At 61.3% G+C, this 17,276-nt stretch carries 19 protein-coding genes; 1 reads left to right on the forward strand and 18 read right to left on the reverse strand.

The window, feature by feature from the left end:
- The 7 genes from hemW to EGI20_RS11910 all read right to left on the reverse strand — a co-directional run.
- Positions 1–743, reverse strand: a 743-nt coding sequence (hemW, locus tag EGI20_RS11880) for a radical SAM family heme chaperone HemW (protein ID WP_498631671.1), incomplete at its 3' end; no start/stop codon positions are given.
- On the reverse strand, positions 740–1,333 hold the full coding sequence (gene rdgB, locus EGI20_RS11885) for an RdgB/HAM1 family non-canonical purine NTP pyrophosphatase (RefSeq protein WP_498631673.1): 594 nt from the start codon (positions 1,331–1,333) through the stop codon (positions 740–742). The genes rdgB and hemW, both read right to left, overlap by 4 nt.
- A gap of 100 nt (positions 1,334–1,433) precedes the next feature.
- Positions 1,434–2,504: an ABC transporter substrate-binding protein gene (locus EGI20_RS11890; protein WP_235930006.1), complete on the reverse strand. Its 1,071-nt coding sequence runs from the start codon at positions 2,502–2,504 to the stop codon at positions 1,434–1,436.
- Positions 2,505–2,594: 90 nt separating this feature from the next.
- Positions 2,595–3,590: a tRNA dihydrouridine(20/20a) synthase DusA gene (gene dusA / locus EGI20_RS11895; RefSeq protein WP_498631674.1), complete on the reverse strand. Its 996-nt coding sequence runs from the start codon at positions 3,588–3,590 to the stop codon at positions 2,595–2,597.
- Positions 3,587–4,303, reverse strand: coding sequence for a ribonuclease PH (gene rph, locus EGI20_RS11900; RefSeq protein ID WP_498631676.1), 717 nt, complete (start codon positions 4,301–4,303; stop codon positions 3,587–3,589). The genes dusA and rph overlap by 4 nt, the downstream gene beginning before the upstream one ends.
- Before the next feature lie 85 nt (positions 4,304–4,388).
- On the reverse strand, positions 4,389–5,237 hold the full coding sequence (locus EGI20_RS11905; RefSeq protein ID WP_498631677.1) for a PP2C family protein-serine/threonine phosphatase: 849 nt from the start codon (positions 5,235–5,237) through the stop codon (positions 4,389–4,391).
- Complete coding sequence (locus tag EGI20_RS11910; protein WP_498631679.1) at positions 5,234–6,175, reverse strand: serine/threonine protein kinase; 942 nt, start codon at positions 6,173–6,175, stop codon at positions 5,234–5,236. Before EGI20_RS11910 ends, EGI20_RS11905 begins: the two co-directional genes overlap by 4 nt.
- Positions 6,176–6,259: 84 nt before the next feature.
- Here EGI20_RS11910 and EGI20_RS11915 point away from each other — a divergent pair, with 84 nt between their 5' ends.
- Positions 6,260–7,126 carry a YicC/YloC family endoribonuclease gene (locus tag EGI20_RS11915; protein ID WP_498631681.1) on the forward strand — a complete coding sequence of 289 codons (867 nt, stop codon included), beginning with the start codon at positions 6,260–6,262 and terminating at the stop codon, positions 7,124–7,126.
- A 44-nt stretch (positions 7,127–7,170) separates the two neighbouring features.
- Here the strand turns inward: EGI20_RS11915 and EGI20_RS11920 are convergent, their stop codons facing one another.
- The 11 genes from EGI20_RS11920 to EGI20_RS11970 all read right to left on the reverse strand — a co-directional run bounded on the left by EGI20_RS11920 (position 7,171) and on the right by EGI20_RS11970 (position 17,050).
- Positions 7,171–8,028 (reverse strand): NAD(P)-dependent oxidoreductase, encoded by an 858-nt coding sequence (locus EGI20_RS11920; RefSeq protein ID WP_498631683.1) that lies wholly within the window; start codon positions 8,026–8,028, stop codon positions 7,171–7,173.
- 27 nt (positions 8,029–8,055) lie between these two features.
- On the reverse strand, positions 8,056–8,352 hold the full coding sequence (locus EGI20_RS11925; protein WP_124734686.1) for an EscU/YscU/HrcU family type III secretion system export apparatus switch protein: 297 nt from the start codon (positions 8,350–8,352) through the stop codon (positions 8,056–8,058).
- A 135-nt stretch (positions 8,353–8,487) separates the two neighbouring features.
- On the reverse strand, positions 8,488–9,483 hold the full coding sequence (locus EGI20_RS11930; RefSeq protein WP_498631685.1) for a flagellar hook-length control protein FliK: 996 nt from the start codon (positions 9,481–9,483) through the stop codon (positions 8,488–8,490).
- Entirely contained in the window at positions 9,480–9,860 is a 381-nt protein-coding gene (locus EGI20_RS11935; RefSeq protein ID WP_498631687.1) for a DUF2802 domain-containing protein, read from the reverse strand. Before EGI20_RS11935 ends, EGI20_RS11930 begins: the two co-directional genes overlap by 4 nt.
- Before the next feature lie 32 nt (positions 9,861–9,892).
- The gene (gene fliT, locus EGI20_RS11940) at positions 9,893–10,219 is read right to left on the reverse strand and encodes a flagellar protein FliT (RefSeq protein ID WP_498631689.1); all 327 of its coding nucleotides are present in this window, start codon (positions 10,217–10,219) and stop codon (positions 9,893–9,895) included.
- Complete coding sequence (gene fliS, locus EGI20_RS11945; protein WP_498631691.1) at positions 10,206–10,640, reverse strand: flagellar export chaperone FliS; 435 nt, start codon at positions 10,638–10,640, stop codon at positions 10,206–10,208. Before fliS ends, fliT begins: the two co-directional genes overlap by 14 nt.
- Before the next feature lie 22 nt (positions 10,641–10,662).
- Positions 10,663–12,639, reverse strand: coding sequence for a flagellar filament capping protein FliD (gene fliD, locus EGI20_RS11950; RefSeq protein WP_498631693.1), 1,977 nt, complete (start codon positions 12,637–12,639; stop codon positions 10,663–10,665).
- A gap of 231 nt (positions 12,640–12,870) precedes the next feature.
- Positions 12,871–13,281 carry a flagellar protein FlaG gene (locus tag EGI20_RS11955; protein ID WP_160794078.1) on the reverse strand — a complete coding sequence of 137 codons (411 nt, stop codon included), beginning with the start codon at positions 13,279–13,281 and terminating at the stop codon, positions 12,871–12,873.
- An 84-nt stretch (positions 13,282–13,365) separates the two neighbouring features.
- Positions 13,366–14,823 (reverse strand): flagellin N-terminal helical domain-containing protein, encoded by a 1,458-nt coding sequence (locus EGI20_RS11960; protein ID WP_498631695.1) that lies wholly within the window; start codon positions 14,821–14,823, stop codon positions 13,366–13,368.
- Positions 14,824–15,023: 200 nt separating this feature from the next.
- Entirely contained in the window at positions 15,024–16,211 is a 1,188-nt protein-coding gene (gene fliB, locus EGI20_RS11965) for a flagellin lysine-N-methylase (RefSeq protein ID WP_498631696.1), read from the reverse strand.
- A gap of 107 nt (positions 16,212–16,318) precedes the next feature.
- Entirely contained in the window at positions 16,319–17,050 is a 732-nt protein-coding gene (locus EGI20_RS11970; RefSeq protein ID WP_498631697.1) for an S-methyl-5'-thioinosine phosphorylase, read from the reverse strand.
- Positions 17,051–17,276 lie beyond the last annotated feature (226 nt).

Consider the following 17,276-nt stretch of genomic DNA (forward strand, 5'->3'; position numbering starts at 1 on the left):
TAATGCTCGAACCCGGCGGCGGCCAGCCGCGCTTCGATCGCTTCTTGCATATCGGCCGAGCGCTCGTCGTCCGGCAGATTGGCCGGCGTATAACGCGCGAACAGGGTATTGGGTTCGATGGTCAGGTGATAAGCCGACAAATGGGTGATGCCGTAGCTAAGCGCGGTATCGATATCGGCCAGCGCCTGTTCCGGCGTCTGCCCAGGCAGGGCATACATCAGGTCGAGGTTGACGTTGTCGAAATGCGTCAACGCGATCTCAACCGCCCGGCGCGCCTCGTCGCCATTGTGGATGCGCCCCAGTCCTTGCAAAAAAGCCGGATCAAAGCTTTGCACACCGATGGACAGGCGGTTGATGCCGGCCGCACGATAACCCTTGAACTTGTCGCTTTCAAAGGTACCGGGGTTGGCTTCCATGGTAATTTCGGCATCCGGATGCAGGCGCACCCGCGCGCGTATGCCGCACAGCAAGGCATCCATCGCCGCCGCCGAAAACAGGCTGGGGGTGCCGCCGCCCATAAAGATGGTCGTCACCGGCCGTCCCCAGATCTGCGGCAGGCTGCTTTCCAGATCGGCCAGCAAGGCCGCGACATAGCCCATTTCGTCGAAGCCGTTTTTGGCCTCGTGCGAATTGAAGTCGCAATACGGACACTTGCGCACACACCACGGGAAATGGATGTAGAGCGACAAGGGTGGCAGCTCTTTCAGGCCACCGCTAAGCGCCGAAATATCGATCACGCTCATGCAAAGGCCTTGAGTTTGGCCAGCAGCACCTGCATCGCCTGCGCGCGGTGGCTGACGCGGTTCTTCTCGTCGGACGGCAGTTCGGCCACGGTACAGCCATAGTCGGCCAGCCAGACATAAGGGTCGTAACCGAAGCCGCCCTCGCCTACCGGCGTATCCACCACCTCGCCCATCCACACCGCGTCTGCGATCAGGGGTTGCGGGTCATCGGCATGGCGAACCAGCACCAGCACGCAGGTATACCAGCAACGGCGTTTGCTCTCGCCCTGCAGCTTCTCGACCAAGAGTGCATTATTGCGGGCGTCCGACTTGGGCTCGCCGGCAAAACGCGCCGACAGCACGCCCGGTGCGCCACCCAGCGCCGCCACGCAGATGCCGGAGTCGTCGGCCAGCGCCGGCAGACCGGTCACACGGCTGGCGTGACGCGCCTTTTCCAGCGCGTTTTCCACAAAGCTGTGATACGGCTCGGCGCACTCGTCCACCCCCAGCTCGCGCTGCGGGATCAGAGTGATGCCCAGCGGCGCAAACAAAGCGGAAAACTCGCGTAGCTTGCCGGCGTTATTGCTGGCAAGAACCAGTTTGTCGAACATGGTTTTTCCTTACTTGTAGGGTGGGTTAGATGCCGAAGGCAGCGTATCCCGCCATCACAGCAAGGTGGGTTACGGCCTGCGGCCTAACCCACCCTACCCTTTATTTCCCCGCCTTGACCTCGGTCCACAGGCGGTTCATCAGGCGACGCTCGCGCGGGCTTTGCTCCTTGAGCACCGTCCATTTGGCCACGGTTTGCGGGCTTGGATTGATCACCGCATTGGCCTTGAGGTCGCTACGGAAATAAGGCAGCGCGGTTTTGACCGGATTGGTCGCGCCATTGAGATTGGTCAGCTCGGCCGCATTCTTGCCGTCCAGCATGAAGTTGATGAACTGGTGCGCCAGATCCGGACGCTTGGCGCTGGACAGGATGGCCATGGTGTCCACCCCCAGCTCGTTGCCCTGACGCTGTGGCGTCATCGCCAGCACAAACGGGCGCTTGGCCTGCCTGGCGTCTTCTATCGCCTGGTAAAACTCGGTCGAATAGCCCAGCGAAGCCCAGATATTGCCCACCGCCAGCTCTTTCAAGTAGCTCGCGTTGGAAAAGGCCGCCCAGTAAGGCTTGGCTTGGGCAATCACCTTCTTGGCGGCGCGATAGTCGGCCTCGGTTGCCTGATTCGGGTTCTTGCCCAAGTAAAACAGCGCGGCGGTAAACACTTCGCGCGGGCTATCCAGCACCGTCACCTTGCCCTTGATCTTGGCCAGCACCTTGGGATCGAAAATCACCGACCAGCTCGTCGGATCCACCCCCAGCGCCTTAAGCTTGGTCTGGTTGTAGCCGACACTGGTCAGGCTCAATACGGTCGGGATTTCATAGCGGTTGCCCGGGTCGTAGCTCTGGTTAAGATAGACCGGGTCGACATTCCTGAAATTGGGAAGCAACTGTTTATTCAGCGGTTGCAACAATTTTTGCTTGACCATGGGCTGGATCACAAAGGACGACGGAAACACCACATCGTAGCCCTTGGCACCTGCCGCCAGCTTGGCCAGCATTTCCTCGTTGTCACCGTAGTAATCCTGTACCACCTTGCAATCACAGCTTTTCTCGAAGCGTTTCACGATTGCATCCGACAGGGAACCGCTCCAATTATACAAATGGAGCACGTCGTTCGGGCCAGCCAGCACGCTGGCAGAGGCCAGCGCAGACAACAGAGTCACAGTCAGCTTGTTCAATTCAGGTCCACCTCCACAAAGTACACGACGGCAAACAACACGTTTGCCGCCAAAAAAATCGGGCCGCAGCGAAACGCTGCGGCAGCTTGCTCAATCGGTCAACAGGCCATAGCTGGCCGGCGGAATCGCCTGCAGCAGCAGGTTTTCGTCGGCATCGGCGAGCATCGTCGCATCCGACAGCATGCGCCGCCACTGACGCGCACCGGGCACGCCCTGATACAGGCCGAGAATATGGCGCGTGATATTGCGCAGCTTATTGCCTTCGGCCAGTTCGCGCCGAGTGTAGTCCAGCATCGCAGCCACCACCGCCTCGCGCTCGGGCGCAGGGCCGGTATCACCATAGTAACGTGCATCCCAATCGGCCATGATCCACGGATTGTGGTAAGCCTCGCGCCCGATCATCACCCCGTCCACATGCTCAAGATGCAGGTCGATTTCGGCCTGGGTCTTGATGCCGCCATTAAGCAGGATCTCCAAATCGGGACGCTCGCGCTTGAGGCGGTAGGCGTAATCGTATTTCAGGGGCGGGATATCGCGGTTTTCCTTGGGACTGAGGCCCTTGAGGATGGCGTTACGCGCATGCACGATAAAAGTCTGGCAGCCAGCCTCGGCCACGATATCGACAAATTCGCGCAAAAAGTCATAGTGCTCGACATCGTCGATACCGATGCGGTGCTTGACGGTCACGTCGATGTCGCAAGCGTCACGCATGGCCTTGACGCAATCGGCCACCAGATGCGGCTCGGCCATCAGGCAGGCGCCGAACGCGCCCTTTTGCACGCGCTCGGACGGGCAGCCGACATTGAGGTTGACCTCGTCGTAGCCCCACTGCTGCGCCAGACGCGCACATTTGGCCAGATCGGCCGGGTCGGAGCCGCCCAGTTGCAAGGCCAGCGGATGCTCGGCCTCGTCAAAGCGCAGATGGCGCGCTACATCGCCATGAATCAGCGCGCCGGTGGTCACCATCTCGGTATAAAGCCAGGTATTGCGCGTGATATGGCGGGCGAAATAACGGTAGTGACGGTCGGTCCAGTCCAGCATCGGGGCAATGGACAGGGTGCGCGGGGGAAGAACTTTGCGGCTCACGACTGCAAGGCCTCCTGCTGCAAGGCAATCAGCTCGCGTATGCCTTTTTCCGCCAGATCAAGCAGCGCATTCAGCTCGCTGCGGCTGAACGGCACACCCTCTGCCGTACCCTGCACTTCGACAAAATGGCCGGCCCCCGTCATCACCACATTCATATCGGTCTCGCAGGCCGAATCTTCCGGATAATCCAGATCCAGCACTGCATGGCCCTCGAATACGCCGACCGAAACAGCAGCGATATGGTCGGTAATCGGACTTTCGGTGAGCTTGCCGGCGGCAATCAGGCCGGCGATGGCGTCGGACAGCGCGACAAAGGCGCCGGTAATACTGGCGGTTCGGGTACCGCCATCGGCCTGGATGACGTCACAATCGATCACGATCTGACGCTCGCCCAGCTTTTTCAAATCGACCACCGCGCGCAGGCTGCGCCCGATCAGGCGCTGGATTTCCTGGGTGCGGCCGGACTGCTTGCCGCTGGCCGCTTCGCGGCGCATGCGGCTATTGGTCGAGCGCGGCAGCATGCCGTATTCGGCGGTCACCCAGCCCTGCCCCTTGCCCTTGAGAAAAGACGGCACATTCTCTTCGACGCTGGCGGTACAGATCACTTTGGTATCGCCAAACTCGACCAGCACCGAGCCTTCGGCATGGCGGGTATAGTGGCGCGTCAGACGCACGGGGCGCAGGGTGTCGGCACTTCGCTCGGAGGGTCGCATAAGGCAGCTCGCTGGGAAAAACGCGAGATTGTACAGCAACTTGCGGCACGGCCGTAAGCATGGCCGGCCGCAAAAGAACAACGGATTACAGCAGGCTGCGCCCTGATGCCATCATCTCGCTCTCCAGTGCCGCCATCATGGCATCGGGGATTTCCGGCGCATCCTGACTATCGACCACCCCGGCACCGCTACGCGACGCCGGCAGCAAGGTCATGGCGGCGACACTGAGATTGTCGCTACTGGCACCGCCCCGGCGCTCGGCCACCTGCAGCAAGGCCGGCACCACCTGCGTCAAGGCGCGCGCACTCAATGCCCGTACCAGTTCGTGCTCGCGCATCTGCGACCACACGCCATCCGAACACAGAAGCAAGGTGGACCCCGCCGACAAGGGCAAGGGGCCGACCTGCCCGATCAGCGGGCTATCCGTCCCGCCCAGACAGCTATAGATGCGGTTGCGCTCGGGGTGGACCAGCGCCTCGTCCTCGCTAATCAGCCCCCTGTCCATGAGACGCTGCACGGTCGAATGGTCCTGCGTGCGCCAGCTCACTGCCCCGTGCTCCAGCAGATACAGGCGCGAGTCTCCGGCCCAGGCGCAATACAGCTTCTCGTCCTGTACCAGCGCCGCCACGACTGTGGTGGACGGCACTTCGGGAAAGCGCCGCGACAAGGCCAGACGCACCAGCGCATGCTGCACCTCATGCAAGGCATCCTGCAAAAAATGGGCGGGGTCAGCCAGACGCGGACGCGCAGCCAGCGCAAACAGATGGGACAGCGTATCGATCACCATTTGCGATGCCAGCTCGCCATGCAGATGGCCACCCATGCCATCGGCTACCGCCAGCAAAACCGCCTCGCGCGAATGCAGCATCAGCACCCGGTCTTCGTTATACCGGCGCCCCCCCAGACTGCTGCCACCACTCCAGAGAAACTTCATGCATCCACCTCCGGGTGCAGCCAGCCACTCACTTTTTGCCACAAGCCCCGGGCCGGTGGTGGTGGCTCGGTATACGGGCTGTTCAGGCTTTTTTGCAGCTGCATCAGGCTGCCAGGCCGATCATCGGCATTCAGCGCCATACACCGTGCCACCAAAGTACACAGCTCGGCCGAATAGCGCGTGCGCGCCTTAGCCAGCGCCGGCAGCGCATCGCTAGTGCGGACGGTTGCGGCCATGGGCGCACCAATACCCAGACAGGCATAAAGACAAGCCCCCAGACTGTAAATATCGGACCATGGACCCAACTTGCCCTTGGCCTGATGCTGCTCGGGAGCCGCAAAGCCCGGGGTATACATGGATACAAAGCGCTTATCCTGCTGCAAGGCATTCTGTCTGGCAGAGCCAAAATCGAGCAGGATAGGCGAGCCGCTACGGCGCAGATAGATATTGGCCGGCTTGATGTCCAGATGCAGCAAGTGGTGACGATGCACCTCGCGCACGCCGGAAATCAGCTCGGCAAACAACTGGCGCAGCCTGGGCTCGGGCAAACTGCCGCCCAAGAGCTCGATCTCGCGCGCCAGCGAGCGCCCGGACTTATAGCTCATCACCATATAGACGGTCTGGTTGGCCGGAAAGATATTGCTCACCTGCACCACATTCGGGTGATTGATGCCCACCAGCACCCGCGCCTCCTCGAAAAAGCATTTCAGGCCGATGCGGAAGGTATCGCGATCCAATTCGTTATCGACCACGACCCGATATTCGGCAGCGTGGCTGGCCAATGCCTGCGGCAGATATTCCTTGATGGCGAACTTGTTATCGTGGCGATCCAGCGCCAGATACACCCGGCTGAAACCGCCGGTGCTCAGTTCGCGCACAATGGTGTACTCGTCCAGCTGGAACCCTGGCGGCAAGCCGCCTTGCTTGGTTTGCGTCATCGCTGTTGTTATAGTGTTGTGGGCCTTGATGAAACTACACCATCCGGGCCCGGTTCCTGAATCAAAACCTACCGGAAGAAAACCATGATACTCAGCATGACCGGCTTTGCCGCCATTACCCGCGAATTTACCGGCGGAATGCTGGCGATGGAACTACGCGCCGTCAACCACCGCTACCTTGATGTCCAGTTGCGCCTGCCGGAAGAGCTGCGCATCGTCGACCCGGCCTTGCGCGAACGCATCTCGGCCAAAGCCAGCCGCGGCAAGATAGAGTGCCGCGTCTCGCTCAATCAGGTCGACTCGCAAGTGCCGACCCTGGAGCTGAACCGCGACTACCTGCAAAGCCTGCTCGATGTCGCCGCCGACATCCGTACGCTGGCACCCGATGCCCGCGGCCTGTCTGTTGGCGAGCTGATGCGCTGGCAAGGCGTGCTGCGCTCCAATGAACTGGCACCCGAAGTACTGCAGCAACTGTGCATCGACTGCCTGGCCGAACTGCTGACCGACTTTAACGCCAGCCGTGCGCGCGAAGGCGAAAAACTCAAGCAAATCTTGCTGGACCGGCTGGACGGCATGGAAGCCATCGTACGCGAGATCAAGCCGCGCCTGCCACAAATCCTCGATGGCTATATGGCCAGACTCTCCCACCGGCTGCAAGATGCTCTGGGCAGCGTGGACGACGACCGCATCAAGCAGGAATTCGCCCTGTTCGCCCAAAAAATGGATGTAGACGAAGAACTCGGCCGTCTGGGCGCGCATATCAGCGAAGTGCGCCGCATCCTCAAGGCCGGCGGCCAGGCCGGCAAGCGCCTCGACTTCCTGATGCAGGAACTCAACCGCGAAGCCAACACCCTGGGATCCAAATCGGTCTCGACCGAAACCACCCAGGCCTCGGTCGAACTCAAGGTGCTGATCGAGCAGATGCGCGAGCAAATTCAGAATATCGAATAAGGTCACACCGGCAGCGAAATAGCGCTATCCCGCTGCCCTTGCCATCAGTTTTTGTCCCACACCAGGCGCGCGATGGCCGACGAGTCCAGTTCGCCATCGCCGCCTGCGACCAGTTCATCGATCAGCGCACGCACCCGCGCAGCAGCAGGCAAGGCGATACCCAGCTCGGAGGCGGTATCCAGCACGATGCCCATGTCTTTTTGATGCAACACTGCCTTGAAACCGGGCGCATAGTTGTCGTCTATCATGCGCTGGCCATGCACATCCAGCACCTTGCTCTGGGCAAAGCCGCCCATTAGCGCCGCACGCACCGGCACCGGGTCGACGCCGCAGGCGCGGGTCAGCTTCATGATTTCGGCCACCGCAGCAATGCCGGCACCGACCGCGATCTGGTTGCAGGCCTTGGCCACCTGGCCGGCGCCGCTGTCGCCGATATGGGTGATGGTCTTGCCCATCGCGGCCAGCACCGGACGCGCAGTTTCCAGCGCACCGGCCTTGCCGCCCACCATGATGGTGAGGGTACCGGCGATGGCGCCGGCTTCGCCGCCCGACACCGGGCAATCAAGAAAATCCACGCCCTTTTCGGCCAGCTTGGCGGCAATCTCGCGCGCACCGATCGGCGAGATGGTGCTCATATCCACACACACCAGACCCGGGCGCGCGGCTTCCGCCACTTCATTCATCAGCGCAACCACATCCGGCGTGTCGGAGACATTGCTCACCAGCACATCGACTTCAGCGGCCAGCGCCGCGACGCTCTCGGCCCAAATGGCACCGGCATCCAGTAACGCCTTGGCCGACTCGGGGCGGCGCCCCCACACCGTCACGCCGAACCCCGCCCCCAGCAGGTTCAACACACAGGGCCTGCCCATGATACCCAGACCGATATATCCGACTTTCATTGCTATTCTCCAGCAAATTGCAAAATGTCATGATACCGCTTTGGGCGGTGCTGTGCCTGCTGCCTGCTGCTCGAGAAAATAGACGAAGGCCAATAACTCGGCCACGGCGCGATACAGTTCGGGCGGGATATGGTCATCCAGATTGACCTGCATCAACAGGTTCACCAGTTCGGGCGAATCGTGCACGAACACACCCGACTCGCGCGCACGCTCGATGATGCGCTCGGCCATCTGGCCGTAGCCCTTGGCCACCACCTGCGGCGCGCTCTTGCCCTCCTGGTAAGAGAGCGCCACGGCGGAAGTGCGGGGGGTGTTTTTTTTCATGGCAGGGTTTCGTAATCAGGGTGAAACAGGAGAAACGCGGTAAACCGGTGCCACCAGTCGTAGGATGGGTGGAGCAAAGCGTAACCCATCAATGACAGGTGCCGCACAGCGTAACCCATCAATGGTGGATGCCGCTTACCCATGCTGCTTGATATTCAACGCCACCAGCGCCAGACCGGCAGCGGCCAGGCCGTCTTCCAGCCGTGTGCGGTGGGTTTCGATCAGGGCGGCAGTGCTGTCATCCGCGTCCAGTGTCAGCTGAATCTGGTGGCCGACCATACGCACGCGCGCGCCCAGACTGCCCAGCGCAGGTAAATCCAGATTCAGCCGTGTGGCCCACACCGGTATCTCGCCGCCACCATCGGCATCTCGCTCGCCAGCCGCTTCGCGTTCGATCTGCCATTGCGCCGCCTGCCCCGGCCAAGCCTGGGCGTTGACATTGAGCACGCGGCTTTCCAGCGTATCCAGCTGCTTTTGCAATACGCTGCCCAGCTCGGCCATCACTTGCGTACGCGCTTGCGGCTCCTGCTTCAACAGTTCGCCGGCTTGCGCCTGCGGCTGGCTTTGCAGCTTTTCCAGCGGCAAGCGCCCCTCGACCCAGGCTTTTTGCTGCGACTCGTAAAACACGCCGCTTTGCCTGACAGCCTGAGTGAGGCTTTCGGCGCGCGCCGACAGCGGCGCCTGCGGGTCGAGCAGCGTGGCCGCCTTGCCGGTAGCTTGTGGCGCGGCGCGCAGCAGGTCGGACAGATAGCGCGTGGCACTGCTCAGGCGCACGGCGACCGAATTGTTTTGCTCCGGCTCACCGGCATCGGCAGCCAGCGCAAAGGTCAGCGCCGGCGCAAGCGCGGCCACCTTGAGCGAAATCGACTCGCCCTTGGGAGAGACACCCGGCGGCAGTTGCAGGGTAAACAGGCCATTTTTGATCAGCGCGACCAGCTTGTTGTCCGGCAGGCGCTCGACCACGCGCGCATTGACCGCCTCACCCAATAACAAGGCCGGGACTTTGCCCGGCGCCTTGTCTACCGCAATCAGGCCGCGGCCGGCATCTTTAAGGAACCGGGCGTTATCCACCCGCGCCTGCCCCTGCGCCGGCAGGCTCTGGCCCGGCGCATTACCCAGAGAAGGAATCATGAAGTCGAACTATTGCGATAAAGGGAAACAATCAGCTCGGCCTCGCTGCGCGAGATGCCGCAGCGCTCGGCCACTTCTCCGGCCGACAGGCCATGGCGCGCCAGCGCGATCGCCTGATTGTAAGGAGAAGAAAGTTCGGATGACGGCGGCGGATCGCTGCGCCGCTTCAGCGGCTCGGCGATCTGCGGCGGCTCGGCAAGCACCTGCGGCGCACGCGCGCTCAGGCTGTGGAGGTCTTTTTGCAGGCGGGTAATTTGCGCCTGCAACTCGATCTGGTGCGAGTCCGCCACCCGCGCCGCACTACGCAAGCGGTACACCTGCCAGCCCAGCGCGGCCACGGCAACAGACAAACATGCAAGCAGCAGCCATATTTCCACTTCAACCTCCTGACGCGCCCAGCGCGGCTGCGTCAGGCGCCCTTGCTGTAGGCATCCAGTACACGGCTGCTGGTTCGCAGATGATGCATTTCTTCGGAAAGCGTGTCGCGCTCCCGCCCCATCAATGCACGCGACTGTTCGATATTAGCCTGAATGGCCAGCAGCGTCAGGCGCAGCGTTGCGTGCTGCGCGTCGTCCAGCTCCAACGTGTCCACTGCGGGCAAATCCTGCTGCTGCGCAGCCAGTCGCCCCCCCAGCGAGATCGCCAGCGCCCAGTCCTCGCGTTCGGCAGCCCTTAGCGCGTCCTCGGCCAGTGCGGAAAACGCCTGCCAGCGCAGCAGTGCGTCAGATGCCGGCATCAGCGGTCGCCTGCATCTGTGCTTCGGCGGGATTCGGCTTGCGGCCGATTTCGACCCAGGCCGAACGCACCTCGCCCAACAGGGCGCTGACTTCATCCAGCGCCGCTGCGTCATTATTCAGATTGGCGTGCAGCAAACGGCCGGTGCAATACTCGTACAAGCTGGCCAGATTCACCGCCAGCTCGCCACCTTGCGCAATATCCAGCGAATTACGCAGCCCCTCGTCGACAATCGACACCGCCTTGCCGATCAGCTTGCCCTTCTCAGCGATTTTGCCCTGCTCCATCTGCACCTTGGCCAGGCGGATAGCCTGCAGGGCACCATCAAACAGCATCAGCACCAGCTTGTGCGGGCTGGCGACCTCCACTTCGGTTTCCAGTGCCGAGCTGCCATACGCCTGCTGCATTCTGCGGATATTCACTCCGGTATCCTCTTCACTATGATTATCGGCTGCCGGACAATCCGGCCAACTGCTGTGTCAGAAAATTGCTCATATTGTTGTACTGCGCCAGCAGGGCATCCATGGCCGAAAACTGCTGCTTGTAACGCTTTTCGGTTTCCACCAGCCGGCGCTCCATCGCTTCCTGCTGCTTGGTCAGCCCCTTGGCCGACTCGCTCAGGCCGGTACTAAAGGCATCAATTGCGCCGTCCTTTTTCACCAGACCTTCCAGCTTCTGGTCAAGATCAAAAGCGAAGCCCTTGGTAAACGACACCGTACCGCGATTGCCGGTCACCCCGCCATTCACCGCGATGGTCAGCCCTTCCACCGGCGAGCCGACCGCACCGACCAGCTTGTTGCCATCGCCCTTGGCCGGATGACCACCGATGGTACCGGCCACGCTGTCGCCACCGGGGATACCTGCACCGGCAGTAAAACCGGCAAACTCGAGGCCTGACACCAGTTCAACCGACGACGCCTTGCCGGTCTTGCCCGACTGGATCGCCAGCTTGCCGCTATCCGGGTCTACCGTCACCGATACCTTGCCGTCCTTGCCCAGCTTTTCATTCACCCCGGACTCGATCGCATGCGCCAGCTCGGCGGCCGAGGCGTAGTTTTTCTTGGGTAGCGTGACATTCACCTCCTTGCCATCGACCTTAAGGGTAAATGCCTCATCCGCCTGTTGATCCAGCGACACAGGAGCTTTACCCGCCTCCTTGGTACCGTTGAGCAACTGGGTGATCACGATTTCGTAATCGCCCGGTTGGGTCTTACTGCTGCCGCCGACATAGCTGATACCGGCGTCCGAAGTCACCGCGTCGGTGGCGAAGAACTTGGCGATATCGTCGGCATTTTTCTCCAGTGCCTTGTCCAGCACCTTCTCGTCCAGCTTCATGGTGCCGTCCTGATTGAAGCTCAGGCCGAACTGCGACGCCATGGTATAGATGCCGCCGTTGTCGCCGCCTTCGTTGAACGCCGAACGGACCTGGCTCTGGATGGTGCGAATGATGCTGGCACCGTTGAGGACGCCGGCCGGACGCTGCTCGCCCGGCTTGGGCGTCGCCTCGAGATTGACCGAAGACACATCTTTCAGCGCCTTCATCAGCTTGTTGTAGCCTTCAACCAAGCCCTCAAGCGACTTCTTGATGCCCGAGGTATCCTTGCTCACGCTCAGGCGGGCGGGCTCCTCATCCTTGTGCAACTTCTTGAGGGTCAGCGTCACGCCGTCGATGGCGTCTGTCACCGTGTTGCTCTGCTTGATCACCTCGATGCCGTCGAGCAGGAACTTGGCGTCCTTGGCCGCCTGTACCTCGGTCAGCATCGGCTTGCCGTCGGCAGCGAGCAGGGGGTTGCCGTCCTTGCCGTGCGTCGCCAGTTGGTTGAGCGCGTCGTCGCTCGCCTGCACCTTGATCGTGTTCTGCGTACCGGTATTTTTCGATGAATACACCAGCTTGTAGCCCGAGCCATCGTTGACGATGCTGGCGTTCACGCCGACGTCGGCCTTGTTGACCGCGTCGCGAATGTCCTCCAGCGTCGCATTGGCCGGGATCGTCACGCTCTTGGGCGGCTTGCTGGGGTCGGCCGCAGACGAAAAGGTCAGCTTGCTTTCCGCTGCGCCGGTAATCGCCGACTTGGAGCTGGTAAAGTTGCCCGACGCCAGCTTCTGCTCCTGCGCCAGCTGCTGCACCTTCACCGAGAACGAGCCGGTCGGCGCCTTGCTTGAAGCGGAAATGCCGACATGGTCTTCCGAACTGGTGCTGCCCTTGTACGACACAAACTTGGCAGAATCCTGCAGCGCCTTGACCGCACTCTGAAACTCGGACACCGCACTCTTGACCTGCCCCACTGCAGATACTTTCTGCTGCAGCAGCGCTTCTTTTTGTTGCAACTGGTACAGAGGACGCGATTCAACCGCCATCAGGTTCTTGATCAGCCCGTCAATGTCCATACCCGAGCCCAGACCACCCACACTCAGCGCCATCTTGCGTCCCCTTTACTTTCAATGACCCACATCATCCCATCCGCTACGCCACCCTGCCTTGTCACAACACAAACACGGCGCGCTTAGAACCGCGATTCACAATCTCGCGAGCTAGCGCGAGACAAGACGAAAACGGCTGAAAAGCGGAATAACCATACGATATATGCGCATTTATAAGCCGATTTTAACGCCGCAGCCTGCGCCCGGCAGATCGTGAACCGGCTCTTAGGCTTAGGCCTTGTCCTTGAACAGGACACCCACGATCTTGTCCAGGCTCTGCGCGATTTTCAGCATTTCCTCTGAAGGCATCTGGCGGATCACCTGATCGGTTTCCTTGTCAATCACCTTCACCACATCAATGCCGGTATCCTCATCGACACTGAACTTCAGCTCGCTCGAATACGCCGACACCAGTTTGTTTACCTTTTCCAGCGCCCCCTTGAGTGCCTGCTCGTCGGCACCGCCCTTCATCTGGCGCCCGGCCTCGCTACTACCCAACGCCTGCACCGCCGTACTGGCCACCGCCACGGTCGGCGCGCTGCTTTGCTGCGAGGACAACGGCTGCGACCGGCTACCCGGCTCGTTCTGTATCGGTGCGGCATAGCCGCCACCGACCGGCGTCATCGGACCCAAGCTTGTCATGATCTGTCTCCTGCAAGAAAAAACCCGGCGAGGAGGCCCCGCCGGGTTGCGTGTCTATCGTTCAGAAGCTGAAACCGGCGAAGCTTAGCGCAGCAGCTGCAGTACTTGCTGCGGCAGCTGGTTAGCCTGTGCCAGCATGGCGGTACCAGCCTGCTGCAGTACCTGGTTACGCGACATCTTGGCGGTTTCCGAAGCAAAGTCGGTATCCAGGATGCGACCGCGCGACGCGTTCAGGTTCTCCGCGCTCGACTGCAGGTTGGAGATGGTGTTGCTGAAGCGGTTCTGCACGGCACCGAGGTCGGCACGGCGCGAGTTGACCGTCGCCAGTGCTGCATCAAGTACCTTCAGCGCAGCATTCGCTCCTGGTGCGCTCGACAAGTCAACCTTGTCCACCGCACTCAACCCGGCATTAGTCGATGCCGCAACCACACCAGCAGTAGCTGCGTTGATAGAGAATGCGGAGGTCGAATCGAACGAAATAGTCCCGGAAATAGTCGTCGAGTCGTTGGCAGCGGATTCCAGCTGAACACCGGTTGCGTCGTTAGCTCCTTTGACCGTCGCCTTCACCGCAGTATCGCTATGCGTGTAATCAGCAATCTTGATATCGGCACCGTTCTTGTTCGACAACTCCAAAGCGCCGTTCTTGTCCACCTTGGCGGAAATGCCGGTGGTCGCAGTCTGTGCGTTCACGGCCTCTGCCAGCGACTTAATGTCACTGCCAACCGAGGCGGAAATCGTCACTGGAGCAGTGTCGTTATCGCCGGTCAATTTGAACGACACGGTCCCGGCAGTAATGCCAGAAACCGTCGCCTTGGTTTCTGCGGTCGCCGAGACTCCTGTCGACCCGCTATTGGTGTTGACTTTGGCGGCGATGCCCTTAGCGCTTTCACCATCACCAACGTCGATAGTAGCAGTCTTACCATTACCCGCCACCACAAAGTCCATGCCAGTTGCTACACCGTTAGCTGGACTCGCCGCAGCAGCAGTCGACGCCACACCCATCTTGGATGCAGTAGTCAAGGTACCTGCTTGATAGTTGCCGATATCGGTGCCGCGGATGCTGCTGACCGACACGTTGATGGTCTGCTGGGCGTTGGCACCGACCTGAAACTGCGCGTTACTCATGGTGCCGTCGAGGATGTTCTTGCCGTTGAACTGGGTGGTGTCGACCAAGCGGTTCAGCTCTTCCTTCAACTGGTTGACTTCGGACTGGATCGCCTTGCGGTCGGAATCCGAGTTGGTGTCGTTGGCCGACTGCACCGCCAGTTCGCGCATGCGCTGCAGCATGTCGGACGCGGAAGTCATGCCGCCTTCGGCGGTCTGCGCCAGCGAAATGCCGTCGTTGGCGTTGCGGCGCGCCTGATCGAGGCCACGAATCTGGCTGCCCATGCGCTCAGAAATGGCGAGACCGGCGGCGTCGTCCTTGGCGCTGTTGATGCGGGCACCGGAAGACAGGCGCTGCAACGAGGTCGACAGGGCGGATTGCGAACCGGACAAGTTGCGCTGGGCGTTGAGCGAGGCAACGTTGGTATTGATGCTCATCGACATGATGATGTTCCTTGTACTGGGTTATCCATCAGGCCCGCCACCCCGACCCGATGCCGGTGTGCAGCCTTCACCCGTTTTATCGTCCCCCCCTATCAAACCTTTAGGACTTTTTTATATTTTTTACCAGACATCATCCAGCCAGCAACGACAGACGCCCGATGCCCCCCAGGAAAGCGCCCCGGCAGCGGCACAGTTCAAGCCGGTAGCACCCGCAGCCAGTGCTCGGCTTTGGCAAAGCCGACCTCGTTCAGCACCTGGACACTTTCGGACAGATAGGGCGGGTTATGCATCACCTCGCGGTAATAATTGGCCAGCAGCTCAGCCTGTTCCGGCGCGCTCAGCGCGCGACCGCGCGCCAGCGCGAGCCCAGCCCACCAGAAACGCAAGCTCAGGTATTGCGTGCACAGCAGCACGGTATTGGCAAACAGGGTCGACTCCGGCGCCAGCGGTGCATAGCTACCCAGCGCATGGTTGTACAGTACCCGCCCCAGTACCGCGTCCATGTCCGCATCCGCCAGCGCGGCCGTGGCAGGCGTGCCGCCATCCCAGCCGGCGGCGGCTTCGTCAACCAGCTCGCAGTAACGGCGCCGCGTCAGTGCCCAGCGCGTACGCAGACGGCTGAGCGCCGCCAGCAGTTGCAGGTGCAATTCGTCGTCGCGCCGCCACAACGCAACCGCCTGCACGGCATCGCCCGACGCCAGCAACAGCTGCCATTCATCCAGAACACGCTGAATCGCTACATCGCGCGCGACACCCGCGGCCACAGGACCGACCCGCACCGCGTCGATCGCCTCGGCGATCAGCAGCAACAAGCCCAGCCGCTGCCATAGCGGGATTTCCTGACTGCCCAGCACGCCAAGGTAGAGCACCCTTGCATTTTCATTAAGAACACTTCCTGCCTTGCTTAGGACCAGACGCTGCCGCACCGTGCGCGGCATAATGGTCAGCTCCACCGCGCCGGCGTCCTCGACCAGCAGGCGCGCCACCTCGGGACACGACGGCGACGCGGTCTGCACATATTGCCCCGCCGCTTCGATGGTGATGCGCGGGTAGGTCGCGCAGATATCGGGCAGCACCGCTTCGCCGCAACGGGCGTGCAGCTGACACAGCCCCTCGCTACTCAGTAGCGGACAACGGCCGTCGGCGCCGCCCACATCCAGCAGGCCGAAATCGGCGCTGCCGCTCTTGCCCTGGCCGCGTTTGAGTGCCTGTGCGATCAGCGGCTTAAGCTCGGGGTCGCCCAAATTTTTCAGACGCTTATAGCTATCATGCTCGACCGGCACATTCCAGCCGTAGCAACAGGTATCCGGGCAAGTCGGCCCGAGACAGGAAAATTTGCCCAGATAGGCGGGGACCAGCATATCGCTCGTTGTTGTTTTCATCAGAAACTCCGATCACCGCCAGCAGCAGGCTGGCGGCTTGATTGACTACTTTTAAGGCCGGTTTCTACCTGCGCATGACGGCTTAAATCCTCTACGCCTCGCTATGCTCACATCCGGCACAGGGTCTCGATCACCGTCCCCACGCTCGCCACGCCCTGCCCCAGTGCGGCCGGTTCGAATGCCACCTGCTCGGCCGACTCACCCTTGCCCGCCGCCCAGTTCACCACCAGGCACAGATGGGCATAGGGAAGATCCAGCTCGCGCGCCAGCGCCGCTTCGGGCATGCCGGTCTGGCCGACCATATCGCAGCCATCGCCTTCGAGGCGGCGGATTTCGGCGCTGCTCTCCAGCCTCGGCCCCTGGGTGCAGGCGTAGACGCCGCCATTCAGTAAGGCAATGCCGCTTTGCGCGGCGCTGGCCAGCAGGCGGGCGCGCATCTGCGGGCAGTACGGGCGGGTGAAGTCGGCATGCACCACCGGGCGATCCGGGCCTTCGAAGAAGGTGTGCTTGCGCCCCCAGCTGTAGTCGATAATATCGTGCGGCAACACCAGCGAGCCCGGCACCATATCGGCGCGTATGCCGCCGACCGCACCAACCGCGATAATGCAGCGCACGCCCTGGCTATGCAGCGCCCACAAATTGGCGCGGTAATTGATTTCATGCGGGGCAAACGAGTGGCCATAGCCATGGCGTGCCATGAACACCACACCTTGCGTGCCGATGCGACCATAAGTCAGCGGGCAGGATGGCTCGCCATACGGGGTGCGGATCAGCTGGCGGTGTGTCACTTCCAGGCTTGGCAGGCTGGCCAGACCACGGCCTCCGATAATGGCGAGCATACGGTCACCCCTGACGGAATATTAAATTTTTTGGTATTGAAACACAGATGTATTTGACGGTATAGCCGCCAAGTCAAACGGAGGAAGGTACGCTACAAATACGCAGCCCCACGATGTGACGCTGCGTATGTCATCACGGCCGGCAAGCAAAGCTGCGCCGGAGCCGACATCACGCCCGCTCGCCCACGCCCTCGAACCAGGACTGCAAAATCGCCTGTGCCGCGAC

The sequence above is a fragment of the Aquitalea sp. S1-19 genome, assembly GCF_024343515.1.

Excerpts from the sequence above, each read along its gene's own strand:
- rdgB (WP_498631673.1), bottom strand. The coding sequence starts at position 1,333 with ATGTTCGACAAACTGGTTCTTGCCAGCAATAACGCCGGCAAGCTACGC.
- fliB (WP_498631696.1), bottom strand. The coding sequence starts at position 16,211 with ATGAAAACAACAACGAGCGATATGCTGGTCCCCGCCTATCTGGGCAAA.
- EGI20_RS11910 (WP_498631679.1), bottom strand. The coding sequence starts at position 6,175 with ATGACGCAAACCAAGCAAGGCGGCTTGCCGCCAGGGTTCCAGCTGGAC.
- EGI20_RS11955 (WP_160794078.1), bottom strand. The coding sequence starts at position 13,281 with ATGACAAGCTTGGGTCCGATGACGCCGGTCGGTGGCGGCTATGCCGCA.
- EGI20_RS11920 (WP_498631683.1), bottom strand. The coding sequence starts at position 8,028 with ATGAAAGTCGGATATATCGGTCTGGGTATCATGGGCAGGCCCTGTGTG.
- EGI20_RS11905 (WP_498631677.1), bottom strand. The coding sequence starts at position 5,237 with ATGAAGTTTCTCTGGAGTGGTGGCAGCAGTCTGGGGGGGCGCCGGTAT.
- EGI20_RS11960 (WP_498631695.1), bottom strand. The coding sequence starts at position 14,823 with ATGAGCATCAATACCAACGTTGCCTCGCTCAACGCCCAGCGCAACTTG.
- fliT (WP_498631689.1), bottom strand. The coding sequence starts at position 10,219 with ATGCCGGCATCTGACGCACTGCTGCGCTGGCAGGCGTTTTCCGCACTG.
- EGI20_RS11925 (WP_124734686.1), bottom strand. The coding sequence starts at position 8,352 with ATGAAAAAAAACACCCCCCGCACTTCCGCCGTGGCGCTCTCTTACCAG.
- EGI20_RS11915 (WP_498631681.1), top strand. The coding sequence starts at position 6,260 with ATGATACTCAGCATGACCGGCTTTGCCGCCATTACCCGCGAATTTACC.
- EGI20_RS11970 (WP_498631697.1), bottom strand. The coding sequence starts at position 17,050 with ATGCTCGCCATTATCGGAGGCCGTGGTCTGGCCAGCCTGCCAAGCCTG.
- fliD (WP_498631693.1), bottom strand. The coding sequence starts at position 12,639 with ATGGCGCTGAGTGTGGGTGGTCTGGGCTCGGGTATGGACATTGACGGG.
- EGI20_RS11930 (WP_498631685.1), bottom strand. The coding sequence starts at position 9,483 with ATGATTCCTTCTCTGGGTAATGCGCCGGGCCAGAGCCTGCCGGCGCAG.
- rph (WP_498631676.1), bottom strand. The coding sequence starts at position 4,303 with ATGCGACCCTCCGAGCGAAGTGCCGACACCCTGCGCCCCGTGCGTCTG.